10 protein-coding genes are annotated in these 15,285 nt (G+C 64.8%); 4 read left to right on the top strand and 6 right to left on the bottom strand.

The window, feature by feature from the left end; genetic code table 11:
- Positions 1-74: 74 nt before the first annotated feature.
- From ACLB0R_RS10810 to ACLB0R_RS10800, 3 genes are read left to right on the top strand one after another with little or no spacing between them, the layout of a single operon-like run.
- Positions 75-845 (top strand): ImuA family protein, encoded by a 771-nt coding sequence (locus tag ACLB0R_RS10810; RefSeq protein ID WP_416643683.1) that lies wholly within the window; start codon positions 75-77, stop codon positions 843-845.
- A complete protein-coding gene (locus ACLB0R_RS10805; RefSeq protein ID WP_416643923.1) occupies positions 778-2,292 on the top strand; it encodes a DUF6504 family protein in 1,515 nt (504 codons plus the stop codon). Before ACLB0R_RS10810 ends, ACLB0R_RS10805 begins: the two co-directional genes overlap by 68 nt.
- Entirely contained in the window at positions 2,289-5,696 is a 3,408-nt protein-coding gene (locus tag ACLB0R_RS10800) for an error-prone DNA polymerase (protein ID WP_416643684.1), read from the top strand. The genes ACLB0R_RS10805 and ACLB0R_RS10800 overlap by 4 nt, the downstream gene beginning before the upstream one ends.
- 381 nt (positions 5,697-6,077) lie before the next feature.
- Here the strand turns inward: ACLB0R_RS10800 and ACLB0R_RS10795 are convergent, their stop codons facing one another.
- Both ACLB0R_RS10795 and ACLB0R_RS10790 read right to left on the bottom strand, forming a co-directional pair.
- Positions 6,078-6,293: a hypothetical protein gene (locus ACLB0R_RS10795; protein ID WP_416643685.1), complete on the bottom strand. Its 216-nt coding sequence runs from the start codon at positions 6,291-6,293 to the stop codon at positions 6,078-6,080.
- Between the two features lie 32 nt (positions 6,294-6,325).
- Entirely contained in the window at positions 6,326-6,694 is a 369-nt protein-coding gene (locus ACLB0R_RS10790; protein ID WP_416643686.1) for a hypothetical protein, read from the bottom strand.
- 264 nt (positions 6,695-6,958) lie between these two features.
- Here ACLB0R_RS10790 and ACLB0R_RS10785 point away from each other — a divergent pair, with 264 nt between their 5' ends.
- Entirely contained in the window at positions 6,959-7,315 is a 357-nt protein-coding gene (locus ACLB0R_RS10785) for a PadR family transcriptional regulator (protein ID WP_434953840.1), read from the top strand.
- A gap of 202 nt (positions 7,316-7,517) precedes the next feature.
- Here the strand turns inward: ACLB0R_RS10785 and ACLB0R_RS10780 are convergent, their stop codons facing one another.
- The 4 genes from ACLB0R_RS10780 to ACLB0R_RS10765 all read right to left on the bottom strand — a co-directional run bounded on the left by ACLB0R_RS10780 (position 7,518) and on the right by ACLB0R_RS10765 (position 15,285).
- The gene (locus ACLB0R_RS10780; protein WP_416643687.1) at positions 7,518-9,356 is read right to left on the bottom strand and encodes an alkaline phosphatase family protein; all 1,839 of its coding nucleotides are present in this window, start codon (positions 9,354-9,356) and stop codon (positions 7,518-7,520) included.
- A gap of 124 nt (positions 9,357-9,480) precedes the next feature.
- Positions 9,481-10,962: a multicopper oxidase family protein gene (locus ACLB0R_RS10775; RefSeq protein ID WP_434953839.1), complete on the bottom strand. Its 1,482-nt coding sequence runs from the start codon at positions 10,960-10,962 to the stop codon at positions 9,481-9,483.
- Positions 10,963-11,017: 55 nt separating this feature from the next.
- On the bottom strand, positions 11,018-12,133 hold the full coding sequence (locus ACLB0R_RS10770) for an efflux RND transporter periplasmic adaptor subunit (RefSeq protein WP_416643688.1): 1,116 nt from the start codon (positions 12,131-12,133) through the stop codon (positions 11,018-11,020).
- On the bottom strand, positions 12,130-15,285 hold the full coding sequence (locus ACLB0R_RS10765; RefSeq protein WP_416643689.1) for an efflux RND transporter permease subunit: 3,156 nt from the start codon (positions 15,283-15,285) through the stop codon (positions 12,130-12,132). Before ACLB0R_RS10765 ends, ACLB0R_RS10770 begins: the two co-directional genes overlap by 4 nt.

The raw sequence follows: 15,285 nt of genomic DNA, 5'->3' as shown, positions 1-15,285 counted from the left end.
AGGGGCGCTCGGCTTTTCCCCTATGGGCAATCATCGCTTGCGCGGCACGCGTTGTAGAACATAATAAGAACATTGTGCCCGATTCGTTGCCTCTCCATGCGGCTTTGCAGCGCCGCATCGATCGCTTGTCGCCCGCGCGCGCGGTCGCGTCGGCGGGGCTGGCGCCCTTGGGGCATGAAGAAATCGACACGGCGCTGGGCGGCGGCCTGGCGCGCGCGAAATTGTGCGAGATCGTGACTGGCAAGGCGGACGATGCCGCCAGCGCCGCCGGCTTCGCGGCAATGTGCGCGCGCTGCATCGGCGGACCGATCGCGTGGCTGTTCGTCGAGCGCAGCGGCCATGGCCTCGATCCGCATGGCGTGCGCGACATCGGCCTCGATCCGCGCCAGCTGCTGCTCGTTTCCGCGCCCGATCCCCCGGCGCTGCTGCTCGCGGCGAGCGAAGCGCTGCGCTGCACCGCGCTCAACACCGTCGTGATCGAGCTGTGGCGGGAACCGCAGCGCATCGACCTGACCGCGAGCCGCCGGCTGGTGCTCGGCGCGGAAAGCTCGGGCGTGACTGTGCTGCTCGTCAGGATCGCGGTCGAGCCGTTGCCCAATGCCGCGCATCTGCGCTGGTCGGTCAGCGCCGCGCCGTCGACGCCATTGCCGGCCAACGCGCCGGGGCCGCCGACCCTCGACCTCAACTTGTTGCGCCAGCGTGGCGGCCCGTCGGGCCTCAGCTGGCGCGTGGAGTGGGACCGTGACCAAGCCTGTTTCCGCGCGCCGCTATCTGGCGATGTGGCTGCCGTTCCTGGCGGCCGATCGCTGGTCGGCGAAGCGCTCGGCCGCCGCGCCGCCGGCTGACGCGACGCCCGCCCAAGCGCCCGTCGTCTTTGCCGAAAAGCAGCGCGGCGCGATGCGGATCGCGGCGCTGTCGCCAGCGGCGGCCGCGCTTGGCTTGTCGGCTGGGATGGCGCTCGCCGATGCGCGCGCGCAGGTGCCCGATATCGAGGTGCTGCCGCATGACCCCGGCGCCGATGCCGAATGGCTCGCCCGGCTCGCCGACTTTTGCGACCGCTACAGCCCCAGCGTCGCGATCGATCCGCCCGATGCGCTGGTGCTCGACGTGACCGGATGCTTGCACCCCTATGGCGATGAGGCGGGGATGATCGCCGATATGGAGCGGCGCCTGGCCGGCCTGCATCTGCGCATCGCCGCTGGCGCGACCCCCGAAGCCGCGCTGGCGTTGGCGCGCTATGGCATGGCGCAGCGGAGCGACGAGGGGCAAGCGATCCGCGCACTCCCGGTCGCCGCGCTGCGGCTCGATGGCGAGGTCGCAACCGCGCTACGCCGTGCGGGGCTTGCCGCCATCGGCGATCTCGCGGACCGACCGACCGCGCCGCTGGCCGCCCGGTTCGGCGCAGTGGCGGTCGATGCGCTCGACCGGCTGCTCGGTCGCGCTGACAGTCGCCTCACCCCGCGCCGCTTGCCGCCCGCATTGCAAGTCGAGCGCCGCTTCGCCGAGCCCATCGCGCATGTGGATACCGCGCTGGCGGTGCTGGAAGAGCTGATCGGCGAAGCGGCGGTGGACCTCGAGGAACGCGGCAAGGGCGGCCGTCGCTTTGCCGCGCGGCTGTTCCGCAGCGATGGCGCGCTCGCTGATCTTGCGGTCGAGACAAGCCGGCCGACGCGCACCGCCGCCACGGTGATGCGGCTGTTCCGCGAACGGATCGCTGCGCTTGCCGATCCGCTCGACCCCGGCTTCGGCTTCGACATGATCCGGCTGGCGGTGCCGGTGATCGAGCCGCTCGCGCCCGGCCAGATGGTGCTGACCGAAAGCCCGGCGGGCGAGGAGGATATCGCCGCGCTCGTCGATCGGCTGAGCGCACGGCTCGGGCGCGAGCGGGTGCGCCGCGTGGTGCCGCGCGACAGCCATATCCCTGAGCGCGCCTTCGCGACCGAGCCCGCCGCCAGCCGCCATCACCGCGCGCCCTGGCCCGCGCCTTTGCCGGGCGAACCGCCGCTGCGGCCGCTGCAACTCCTCGATCCGCCGCAACGGATCAGCGCGATCGTCGAGCTGCCCGATGGGCCGCCGCGGCGCTTTCGCTGGCGCGGCGCGACGTATGACGTCGCCCGCCAGGAAGGGCCGGAGCGGATCGCGGCGGAATGGTGGCGCGGCGCCCGGCCGGGGCTGACCCGCGATTATTACCGCGTCGAGGATGCGCGCGGCCATCGCTTCTGGATTTTCCGCCACGGCCTGTACGGCGAGCAGGCCGATCCCGCCTGGTACATCCACGGCCTGTTCGCATGAGCGGTTTTGCCGAGCTGGTCGCCGCGACCAACTACTCCTTCCTGCGCGGCGCCTCGCACCCCTCGGACATGGTCGCGCGCGCGCATGAGCTTGGCCTGGCCGCGATTGGCATTGCGGATCGTAACAGCGTGGCCGGTGTGGTGCGGGCCTATGCCGCGCTGAAGGACGCGCCCGAACGCGCCCGCGCGGCGCTGATGGCGGCGAAGCAGCAGGCAGGCGAGCCGTTAGAACTGAGCGCGGCGGAAGAGGCGGCGTGCCGCATTGACCTGCGGCTCGTCGTCGGCGCGCGGCTGGTGTTCGATGATGGCACGCCCGACATCGTTGCTTATCCCGCGACACGCTATGGCTGGGGGCGGCTGACGCGCTTGCTGTCGCGCGGCAATCTGCGCGCGGTGAAGGGCGATTGTATCCTGCGCTTCGCCGACCTCATCGATCACTTGGACGATCTGTTGCTGATCGTGCTGCCCGACTCGACCGCCGAGGCGCAGGAAGCGCATCGCGCGCCGGTCGCTTATCCGCCGGTGGAAGGCGCGCCCGCGCTGCTCAAGCTGGTGCCGCCGGCAGCGCCCGTCGATCTCGCCGCGACGGTCACGGCGCTCGCCCGCGCGGCGCCGGGGCGAGTGTGGATCGGCGCCACCATGGCCTATCGCGGAGACGATGCCCGGCGCGTGGCGGGGCTGGCGGCGATTGCCGCCGAGGCAGGCGTGCCGCTGCTCGCGACCGGCGACGTGCTCTACGCAACCCCCGCAGAACGCCCGCTCCACGATGTGCTGACCTGCATCCGCCGCGGCACCACGATCGCCGAAGCCGGCCGCGCGCTCGAAGCCAATGCCGAGCGGCATCTGAAGCCCGAAGCCGAGATGCGCCGCCTGTTCCGCCGCCACGGTCACGCGGTCGACGAGACGCTGCGCTTCATCGCGCGCATCACCTTCACACTCGACGATCTCCGCTATGAATATCCGCACGAGCCGGTACCGCCGGGCTGGCGACCGCTCAGCTACCTCCACCATATCGTCAAGCAAGCGGCGCATGAGCGTTACGGCGCGGTGCTGCCGCCAAAGGTCCGCGCGCTGCTCGCCGAGGAATTCTGGCTGATCCGCAAGCGCGGCTATGCCTGCTATTTTTTGACCGTTTACGATCTCGTCAAATTCGCCCGCTCGCGCCCCTCGCCGATCCTGTGCCAGGGGCGCGGATCGGCGGCCAATTCGATCGTCTGCTATCTGCTCGGCGTCACCTCGGTCGATCCCGTCGCGCATGACCTGCTCTTCTCGCGCTTCGTGTCGGAGGATCGCAACGAGCCGCCCGATATCGATGTCGATTTTGAGCATGAGCGGCGCGAGGAAGTGATGCAGTATATCTATGAGCGCTATGGCCGCCACCGCGCCGGCATCGCCGCGACGGTGATCCATTACCGGCCACGCAGCGCGGTCGGCGAGGTCGGCAAGGTGCTCGGCTTCACCGAAGACATGACCGCGCGGCTGGCGAGCACGGTATGGGGCAGCTTTGCCGGATCGATGGAGGAGCGCCGCTATGCCGAGGCGGGCGTCGACCCCGCCAACCCGGCGATCGCGCAGCTGCGCGATCTGGTCGATCAGCTGCTCAACTTCCCGCGCCATTTGTCGCAGCACGTCGGCGGCTTCGTGCTGACCGAGGACCGGCTCGACGAGACCGTGCCGATCCACCACGGCGCGATGCCGGGCCGCAGCTTCATCGAGTGGGACAAGGACGATATCGACGCGCTCGGGCTGATGAAAGTCGATGTCCTCGCGCTCGGCATGCTCACCTGCATCCGCAAGAGCTTCGACCTGCTGCGCGAGCAGGGCCTCGCCGACCTCCAGCTCGACACCGTGCCGAGCGAGGACGAGCCCGTCTACGACATGCTGTGCAAGGGCGACAGCATCGGCGTCTTCCAGGTCGAAAGCCGCGCCCAGATCAACATGCTGCCGCGCCTGAAGCCCCGCACGCTCTACGACTTGACCGTCCAGGTCGCGATCGTCCGGCCCGGCCCGATCGAGGGCGACATGGTCCACCCCTATCTCCGCCAGCGCTCGGGCAAGGAGCCGATCGACTATCCCTCACCCAAGCCGCCGCACGACCCCGACGAGCTCAAGAACCTGCTCGGCAAGACTTTCGGCGTGCCGCTGTTCCAGGAACAGGCAATGAAGCTCGCCATCGTCGCCGCGGATTTCAGCCCCGCTGAGGCCAATCAGCTCCGCCGCGCGATGGCGACGTTCCGCAATGTCGGCACCATCCAGAATTTCCGCGACAAGATGGTCGATGGCATGGTGCGGCGCGGCTATGAGCGCGACTTTGCCGAACGCTGCTTCAAGCAGATCGAGGGGTTCGGCAGCTATGGCTTTCCGGAAAGTCATGCCTTGTCGTTCGCGCGGCTCGTCTATGTCTCTTCCTGGATCAAATGCCACCACCCCGCGGTGTTTGCCTGCGCGCTGCTCAATTCGCAGCCGATGGGCTTTTACGCGCCGGCCCAGATCGTCCGTGATGCGCGCGAGCATGGCGTCGAGGTGCGGCCGGTCGACATCAACGCCAGCGGCTGGGACAACAGCCTGGAAGCCGACGAGCGCGGTCGGCTGGCGCTGCGGCTCGGCCTGCGCCAGCTCGACGGTTTTCGCGAGCAATGGGCGAGCCGGCTGGCTGACGAGCGTGCCAATGGTCGCTTCGCCTCGATCGAGAGCCTCGCTCGCCGCGCCGAGTTGCCGGCCCCCGCGCTGAAGCTGCTCGCCGACGCTGATGCGTTTGGTTCATTGGCCCTCGACCGCCGCGCCGCGCTCTGGGCGGTCCGCCGCACACCGACCGCCAGCTTACCGCTGTTCGCCGCAGCGGAAGCGCGCGAGCTGGGTGAGGAGCCCGACATGGCGCTGCCGGCGATGCGCGATGCCGAGCAGGTCGCGCTCGATTACCAGATGACGCGGCTGTCGTTGAAAGGCCATCCGATGGCGTTCCTGCGCGAGCACGCCCGTGCTGCCGGCGCGCTGACTTGCGCCGAGGTTAGCGCCGCCAAAAGCGGCGCCCGGGTGCGCGGCGCCGGCATCGTGCTGGTGCGGCAACGGCCGGGCAAAGGCAACGCGATCTTCATCACGCTCGAGGATGAGACCGGAATCGTCAACGTCGTCTTATGGGCGCGCTTGTTCGAAACGATGCGCCGCCCGGTGATGGCCTCGCGCCTGATGCTGGTGGAAGGCGAAGTGCAGAAAAGCGAGGAAGGCGTCATCCACCTGATGGCTTCGCGCGTGCAGGATCGTTCCGCCTGGCTTGCCGAGCTGACCGACACCGGCCGCCCGCCGCCGCTCCACCCGCCCGCCGCCGCACGCCCGCGCGACCACGATCCCCGCACGCGCCACCCCCGCGACGTGCGCGTGCTGCCTAAGTCGCGGGATTTTCATTGAGCGCGGTCATACGCGCGCGCGAGACTTTTCGATCGAAGTGAGAATAATCAAGCAAATCAAGCGCTTGCGCTTGATATTTGGTGACCCCTACGGACGACTTTGGCGTTGAATAAAGCACTGACTTTTCAGTTTAAAACGCTAGTCGATCTTTGACATACCCTCAAAGATGCCATCAGAACTTTCGCCAGACGGGCTCTTTTCGACTATGCGGCCGAGCTGAACGCAATCAGCTTCAATAACTGGCGGCTTACACAAAATCTATCGCGTGTGATTTGTTTCCTGGAGGCCACTAAAGTCAAACAGAAAGCCCACCTCCCGTGGCTTTCTCGGTCCACCGTCAGCGTCGCCAACTTTTCGCTCAACAGATTTTACGGGACAGGGTCAGCGACTATCGATCAATCTCGCATGGGCAAGGATCGACAGGTTGGAAGACAAGGTGTTGGGCGCCGTGTTCGACCGTCGCGCAATTTCACCGGGTGCGATGCCGTCCCGCCGCGCCTGCACAAGCATGCGAAACGTGACGAGACGGCCTTCATGCGCAAGCGCCGCGAGAGCGGCAACGGCGGATTTCAAATCCAGGACGATACCTTGGCGCATGCAACGATCATCAAAACCCGCCTCGCCTCGGTCTATCGGGTACCGTTGGCGCTAAATTCAAATTGGACAACGCGCCCCTTGTGGATCGTGGTTGTGCAAGCATCGGCGCTCGCGCTCTTGAACGGGCATTTCTTGGCACCAGAGATCGTAATCGCGAGGTCACTCGGCGCAGTCGCGGTGCTCTGGCAATCGGCATGAAGCAGTGCAGCGCTGTAATAGCTGCTGCGGCGCGGGCTCAGCACGATGCCGGGCTGATCCTCGCCACGGCCGACGACGTGGCAGATCAGCTCCCAGCTGCCATCGCCCTTGACCGAAAATCCGGGAGCGTCGGCCGTCGCCTGCTGTGCGGCTGCCGGCACCGCCAGCAGCGGCAATAGTGTCAATACCATCGAATTTTTCATGCTCTCCACTCCCCTCGAATCGACATATCCACGACAACAGAAGTGTCTGTGCGTGGAACAAATTTGTGGGCGCTTCCGAATAACTGAGACCTTTGCCAGCTCCCCGCTCCTCGGTCAGCATCCACCAATGGAAGCGTAGAAGATTTTATCGGAATACGCTATCGAATATCGACACAGCGGTTCTTCTGGAATGCCTGCCGACCCGGCATGCCGTTGCACGAGGCCACCCGTCGATGACCAAAACCAGGCGATCCAAGCGCGAGGATGGCGGGCCGGTTGCAAACGGGATGGCGCTCGGCGCCAGCCAGTCCTATCCACGCGCGCAACAAGGTTGACACACATGGCGCAAAGCTGCTGGCAAGCGGCTTGCTGGAAAAAGTGGCGGAATTGAAAATGGCTTTGATCGAACATCACGATCTTCTGGCAGGTCTGGTGCGGCTGCACATACTCCACCATGCCAGCGAGCACGAAATTTACGGACAGTGGATGATCGATGAACTGGCGAGCCACGGCTATAAGCTCAGTCCCGGCACGCTCTACCCGATGCTGCACGCCATGGAGCGGAAGGGATATCTGTCGTGTCGCCGCATGCGCGAGGGACGCACCGTCCGCAAGCTCTAACAGCGACCGATTATGGCCGCGAAGGCTTCGCGCTCGCCAAGACGCGCCTGCGCGAGCTGACAGGCGAGGCACTGAAGCAGGAAAATTGACGTGATTGCACGATCCACCCCGAGCGGCGACAGTGGGTCACATCACCGCCCAAAGCCAAGGCCGTTACTGACAGAGGTCCGCCGTCTGCCATGCTAGCCTCTCCTGCGGATCACTACCTGCGCGCCTTCTCGGGCGCCAAGCCGACGGTTCGCCCAGGCATGCCGGCCGCGTCGAGATAAGTAACCGATCCGACCCGCTCGAAATCGAGGATGGTCCGGAAACCGTTGTCGGCTGGCACGGCGGCGATGCGGCCATATTCGACCGGCGCAGCCATGCCACCCCTTAATGCCTCGTCGAGCACCCGTCCAACGAGCTGCCCCTTGGCCGGCAGGATAAGATGCAGCAGCCTGGCCGCCGTCATGCCGACATCGGCATTGCCAGCCGGCATCGGGTCGCGAAAACCGGCTTTGAAATCGGGGCCGATCGCCGCCATGAAATTGTGGGTGTCGGCGCGGCTGAAACTGCCATGCATGCCCTGGCCTTGCTGCAGTGTCGTGTCGGCGATCTCTGTCGCGCAGAGCTCCGCATTGGCACAGCCGGTCGATTTGGTCGTGAAGCCCACGACAATGTCTGGCCGTGGCGTCCGCGCGCCACCGTCGAGATTGATGCGAGACAACGGCAGCGTGCCGGGAATAGCGCCGAGATCATCGGCAACGAAGATCGAACTGACATATGGCCGGGTTTCAAGTGCCGTGACCATGCGCAACGCCAGTGCCTGGCGATCATTTCCTGTGAGGTAGATGAGGTCAGTACCGCCATTCGCAGCAATCACCGCAGCGGGCGCGTCGGCTGTACCGCCGAGCAGCAGATTACCGGCGAGGGGATGAATACCCTTGGCCGGGTCGACAGGCCTGCCGGTATCGGCGTCGATCATCCGGAGCCCGATGGCCTGACCGAGATCGAGACCCAAGAAGCCGGGCGGCAGCATGCCTGGCACGACATCGCCGTAGCGCGCCTTGGCTGCATCGCTGCCGACACCATCTCGCGAAATGGTCGAGAAGCCGTGATCGGCAACGACGATGATGTCCGTGGTCCTGTCGAGGCCAAGCCGTTTGAGCGCGCCTTGTAGCGCTGCCAAAGCGCCATCGGCGTTGCGAATCGCCGCCATCGAAGTAGCGCCGTTGATACCCGGCTCGAGCCGATTGAGGCTGTCGCCCTGGTTGTGCTGAGTGCCGTCGGGATCGCGCGACCAGAACACCATTGCGAAGGGCACACCGGCCTTTTGAAATCGTGGCAGCACGACGTCGGTCGCCACCTTGGTGAACCAGCCGATCTGGTCGAGATTGGCCATGCGCGTGCCCGGGGTGCGAAAGTCACCCGACTTGCCATTATCGCCGCGACCCGGCGCAGTGGCCGGCAGCCCCGCCGCTACGATCGCGGCAGCGATCGCATCCGGGATAGGCAGTCCGCCATCATGACCGGTCGCGTCGTCGATCACGATCGTCCTTGCCCCGTCGCGCTGCGGATTGGCCTGGATCGCAACAGGTCCGAGCTTGCCGACCGCCGCGGTCGCATAGCCGGCGTCAGCGGCCGCCGTCAGAATGGAAGTCTCATTGAGATAATTGCCAACGAAGTGCTCGTTCAGTTCGGCAAGCACGCCATCATTTTCCAGGAAGGGCGTAGGGCTGCCGTGCTGTGCCGTGACCCGGAAGCCGGGGTAAATGGTATTGGCGAAATCGCCAGTGTCGCCGAGCTGGTGGCCCGTTGCGAAAGCCGATGCATTGGCGGTGGTCAACGTAGGATAGACAGAATGGCTGTCGGCGAAATCAACCCCGTCGCGCCGGATCGCCGCCATGGTCGGCGCAGTCTTGTCGCTGACGATGCGCGAACGCAGGCCGTCCGCCACGAAGATGATGAGATTGTGGCGTTGTGGCGGCGTCTGGGGGGACGAGCGCACCGGCAGAAGGATCGCGAAACCGGCCAGCAGGGCAGCCCCGAATGCACGCATCATCTTTATCTCCCCAATTCAAGCAGGCTTGCGGCCCGGGCAACCAACGCTTGAGCGACCGGGGGGTATCGTCGGTCGTTCCCTGGCGCCCGCCGGCAGGCGCGCATGTTCGTCGAGGTGCTGGCCGTCAAGCATAACGAAAAAGCGCCATGAACCCGTAGTCCATGTGTAACTGCTGGTGGCAGTGAAACAGGGTGTCGCCGGGATTTTCGGCGGTGAACTCGAAGCTCAGCTCCTGATAGCCGCCAAGCATGACCACATCCTTCAAGACACCAGACGTTGGCCTGCCGTGGATGTCGACCAACTCGAAGCTGTGGCGATGGAGATGCAAAGGATGGATATCATCGCTCGCGTTTCGGAACCGCATTCGATAGCGCTGCCCTTTGCGTAACGTATAGACAGGCGAGCTCTCGGCCATCGAATAGGCCTTACCGTTCAATGTCCACTGGTTGAAGTCGTTGAGCGCGGCGTTATGCTTTTCGATCAGGAAGTCGAACTCAGGGATCGGCCAATCGGGCTCGGGCCGCACGGGCGTCAAACCGAAGAACGAATAGTCCCATTTGAACGCTAGCGGCTTGGTCCATATCGGCTCGCCGGTGCGATCGGCATATTCGACGACGATACCCATGCCGTTACCTCGGTCGTCGTCGGACAGGTCGCCCATGATCCAGACACCAGGATGGTCCATGGTGACGATCGCCGAGACGCGCTCGGCGGTGCCCAGCCAGAGAACCGGCACATCAGTCACGTTCGGCACCGGGTTGCCGTCGAGCGCGACCACCTTGAAGCGGTGCCCGGGCAACGCAAGGCTGCGAATTTCCGTCGCGCTGGCGTTGAGCACATGAAAGAGCACGCGCTCGCCCTGCCGCACGCGGATCGGCTCGCCATGCCCGAGCATCTTGCCGTTGATGGAAAACAGGCTGTATCCGACTTCATATCCCCGCGTCTGTGTGCGCGCGGCCGCGTCATTGGCGTCGCCGATCGCCTTGAGGCGGGGATTTTCCCGGCCCGCCAGCACGTCCATCGCCATGTCGCCGCCCTTGCTGAAGCTCGGCGCGAACTCGCGCAGGACCAGAAAGACCTCGCGGTCATAATGCCCGGGCTCGTTCTTTGGCTCGATATACAAAGGACCGGCCTGACCGGAGTAGGTTCCCCGGCTCAAGTCGTCGCCCGCAATCACATGAGTATGATAGAAGCGAAAGCCCGCTGGCTGGGGCTTGAAGCGGATGCGCCGCATGCCGTGCGGCGGTACGAACGGCGTTCCTTCCTCGGCGGCGCCGTCGACCGCGCTCGGAATGATCTGGCCATGCCAATGCACCAGTTCAGGAACATCGGTGTCGTTGTAGATATCGACGGTTACCTCCTTGCCTTCTCGAAAGCGCAGGAGCGGCCCGGGAAACTGACCATTATACAAGGTCGTCGAGACAATCTTGTCGGGCGCCAGTTCAACGAGCCCCTTGGCGATGCGAAGCGTATGATCCGGCGGACCGCCGAGCGGCTGTGCCGGGGCGGCAGGCATTGACATTTGCGCATCGGTGCGCCCGGGAAAGGCGCCGGACAGAATGGCCGCGCCACCCAGCCCGAAAAAAGATCGACGATCGAGCGGCATCACGTTTCCTTCACTCCTCGACTGCCCCTGATCCTCCTTGCCCCCGCTCACACGATCAGCTCTTGCCGCCCTGCGCCTCCGGCGGCTTGCGCTTTGCCTTGACAGGGCTGCCGTCGCGCAGCGCATCGGTCCCATGGTCTGCGACCAAGTCACCCGGCTTCAGGTCACCGAACACTTCAACGAGGCCGTCGGCGTTGAGCCCCGTCGTCACATCGACCCATTTGGCCTTGCCGTTGGCGACCTTGATCACGAACTGGCGCTGCTGGTCATTGGCAATTGCGCTCGGCGGCACCCGCAATGTCGGATACGACCGCGTGATCGGCCAATTGACCGACACGAACCCGCCGGCGACCAGTTCATTGCTGCTCGGGACGTCGGCTTCGATTGTCATCGTGCGCGTACGCGGATCGACCGCCTGCGCCATGCGCGCAATCGTCGCCGGGAAGGTCTTGCCCGGCGCGGTCGGGCTGGTGAAGGTGATCGGCGAGCCGACGGTCGCTGCCTGGATATCGTTGGCCGGAATGGCCACGGCGAGCCGTAACTTGTCGGCCTTGGCGAGCTGCAGGATCGGGGCCCCCGATGGCCCGGCGATTGCTCCTGGATGGAGATTCCGCGCCGTGATCACGCCATCGAAGGGCGCTCTGATGGTGAGATAGCTGGTAAGCTGGCGCGCGCTGCGCATGCCGGCTTCGGCGGATTGCGCTTGAGCAGCCGATGCGGCCGCCAATTGCCGGGCGACATTCACATCGTTTTCGGCAACGATCCCCGGCGTCTTGGCAGCATTCGCGAGGCGTTCATAAGTCGCATTGTCGGACGAGAATTTCGCGCTGGCCGCCCTGTATGTTGCCGCCGCCTGAGCCTGTTGCGCCGCAATTTCGGGCGCGGACAGGCGCACGAGCACTTGCCCCGCCCGGACGCGCGATCCGCGGTCAACCGGGATGGCTTCAATGAACGCTGGAATTTTGGCGTAGAGATCGACGCTCTCGAACGGCAGAAACTGGCCCGGCAACGACACATGCGTGGACAGCGTATCGCTCTTGACCGGCACAACCGTAACGCTGCTGACTTCCGAGGCCGCGTCGGGGGTCTCGCTCGATTTCGGTTGGGACGGCGCCTGGCTGCAGGCAGCAAGCGATCCTGCACACAGGGTCAAAGCGACAAAGGCTCTCATCGAGTCATCTCCATTCCCGCAAGGGAAGCATTGATCGGATCATCGGGGTCCAGCGATGCACTGCGCAGCGACGCCTTGCGCTGCACGATGCCGAAGACGAGCGGCAGAATGACGAGCGTTGCAGCCGTTGCCGCCAATAGCCCGCCGATGACGGCGCGACCCAAGGGTGCGGTTTCGGCGCCGCCGCCGATCGCGAGCGCCATCGGCACCATGCCCGCGATCATTGCAAAGCTGGTCATCATGACGGGCCGCAAGCGCTCCGACGCGGCCCGCCGCCCCGCCTCGAAGGACGAAAGACCCTCGCGCCGCCCGCGCTCGGCGAAAGTGACCACGAGGATGGCATTGGCGAGCGCCACCCCGATGCCCATGATCATGCCCATCAAGCTCTCGAGATTGATGCTGGTGTTGGTGATGAGCAGGAAGAGGAGCGCGCCGGCGAGAACCGCCGGAATGGTCGACAAGGCGATAAGCGCCAGCCGCACCGACTGGAAGTTCGCGGTCAGCAACAAGAGCATGACAAGCACCGACAGCGCCAGACCGCCCTCGAGGTTGGAAAGCATCTCGCGCATGACGGCCGGCTGCCCTCGCACGTCGACCGTGACCCCCTTAGGCGCCGGACCGACAGAGGCAATCGCCGACGCGATCGACTGCTGGGCAAGGGTTAGGTCTTGCACGGATAGGTTGGCGGTCACGCTGACCAGCCACTGACCATTCTTGCGGTCAAGCTCCCCCGGTACGGTCTGCTGCCGGATGGATGAAAGCTGGCCAAGCACCAGGTCGCCGCTGTTGGTCGGCACCGGGATCGAGGCCAGTGCCGATTCCGAGGTCATCTGTGGTTGCGGAACCTGGACCTGGACCTGATAGCTGATGCCCGATTTCGGATCGCGCCAGTAATTGGGCGTCACGAATCGAGTCGAAGCGGTAGAAGCAACGACTGCCTGGCCGACCTTCTCTGCCGTGGTGCCGAGCTGGCCCGCCGCCACGCGATCGATGCGGACATCGAGATTGGGGTAATCGAGCGACTGGCCGAACTTGACATCGGCAAGGCCCTTGGCGTGCGCAAGTGCCTCCTTCAGTTTCGTCGCATAGCCGCGAACATCGGCAAATTGTGGCCCGAGGACCGCGATATCGGCGGTCGACGACGTCCCGAAATTGAGGATCTGGCTGACCAGATCGCCAGGTTCGAACGAGAATTGCGTGTCCGGAAACTTTGCGGGCAAATCGTCGCGCAACTTGGCCGTCAGCTCGCGCACATCGATGCTGGCGTTAGGGCTCAGCGAAAGATTGATCACCGCTTCATGCGGGCCGCCGGTCCACAGAAAGACCGTGTTGATGGGGTATGATGAGCCCTGTACGCCGACATAGCTCAACGTGATTTCGACGGCGCCTCGCCCGGCAATCCGCTGAATCTCATCAAGGACTTCGCGTGTTCGTTCCTCCGTCACTGCGATCCGCGTGCCCTGGGGTGCATCGAGCCGGATGCGCAGATCCCGGGCAGCGGACGACGGAAAGATTTCCGCGCGTAGCAAGCTGAACGACCCTGCCGCCAGGATCGCCGCGATAACCAGATAGCCTCCGAGCACAAGCGGCGCGCGCATCGCAAGGCGCCCCTGCAGACCATCCAGATAGTGACGCACCTTGTCGAGCGGATCGTTGGCGACGTGAGGCTTGTCGTCTTGCGGCTTGGCGAACCATACCGACAGGATCGGCAACAGCAATGTGAAGAGCAGGTAAGCCGCGACCATCGAAAAACCGACGGCAAGCGCCAATGGGGCGAACAGCGCGCCCGCTGGCCCCGTCATGAAGAAGGACGGCAGGAATACGGCAACGATACACGCCATCGCCAGGAGCTGCGGCACCGCGACTTCGCTGCCCGCATCGAGCACGGCTCTTGCCGGCGTCTTCCCGCGCGCAAGATGGACATGGATGTTTTCGAGCAGCACGACCCCTTCGTCGACGAGGATGCCGATCGCCAGCGCCAGACCGCCAAGCGTCATGATGTTGATCGTCTGGCCGCTCAGCCAGAGTGCGACGACCGCGCTCAGCAGGCAGAAGGGAATGATGACGACGACGAACAGCGCGCTTCGCCAGTCGCGCAGGAAATAGAGCAAAGTAAGTCCGACAAGCAGCGCACCGAGCGCACCTTCCCTGACGACCGACCAGAGTGCATCGGTGACATAGCCGGACTGATCCAGCTGATAACTGACGGACACATCGTCCGGCAGCAGGCTCTGGAAACGGGGGAGGTTCTGGCGCACTTCACCCACAACCGCGATCGTCGATGCGTCGGCTCGCTTGGTGACGGGAATGTAGACGGTCCGCTTGCCGTTAATCAGCGCATAGCCCGCCGGATTGTCGGCGGTGTCCGCCACGCTTGCCACATCGCGCAGATAGACGGCGCTGTCGGCTGCCTGCCGGACCGGGATGTCGAGCAGATTATCGATCTTGGTGACCGACGAGTCGGTGGTGATCAGCGTCTGCTTGGCGCCGATATTCGCCGTGCCCGCCGGCTGGATGCTGTTCCCGCTGACGAGCGATTGCAGAACATCGTTCGGCGCCAGCCCATAACCGCGCAATTTCGCCGGATCGACGTTGATCACAATGGTGCGCTGGTTGCCACCAAAGGGCGGCGGCGACGACACACCCGGCAAGGTGCCGAACACCGGCCTGACGCGGTTCAGTGCCGCATCCTGGATTTCGCCCAGCGTCTTCGTCGTGCTGGAGAAGACCAGATAGCCGATAGGCAGCGTCCCGGCGTCGTAGCGCACCACGAAGGGCGATACCGTTCCCGGTGGCATGAACGCTCGGGCGCGGTTCACGTAGGAGATCGTCTCCGCCATCGCCTGGCTCATGTTGGTGCCGGGATGGAAGGTCAGTCGTAGCAGCGCGGCGCCCTGGATCGACTTTGCCTCGACGCTTTCGATGCCGCCGATGTAAAGAAAATGATATTCATAATAATAGGATAGATAGCCCTCCATCTGCTGGGGGCTCATGCCACCAAAGGGCTGGGCCACGTAGATGACCGGCGCGTTCATGTCCGGGAAGATGTCTATTCGGCTGCGCGAGATCGCCAGGATCGACGTTAAGGCAAGCGAGATCGCAATGACGACCATCATGACTGGTCGACGCAGTGCTGCACGGATTAGCCACAT

This window comes from Sphingomonas sp. GlSt437, assembly GCF_048015635.2.
GTDB lineage: Bacteria > Pseudomonadota > Alphaproteobacteria > Sphingomonadales > Sphingomonadaceae > Sphingomonas.
The sequence above is the reverse complement of the archived record's forward strand: the minus strand, read 5'-3'. Positions and strand labels throughout refer to the sequence as shown.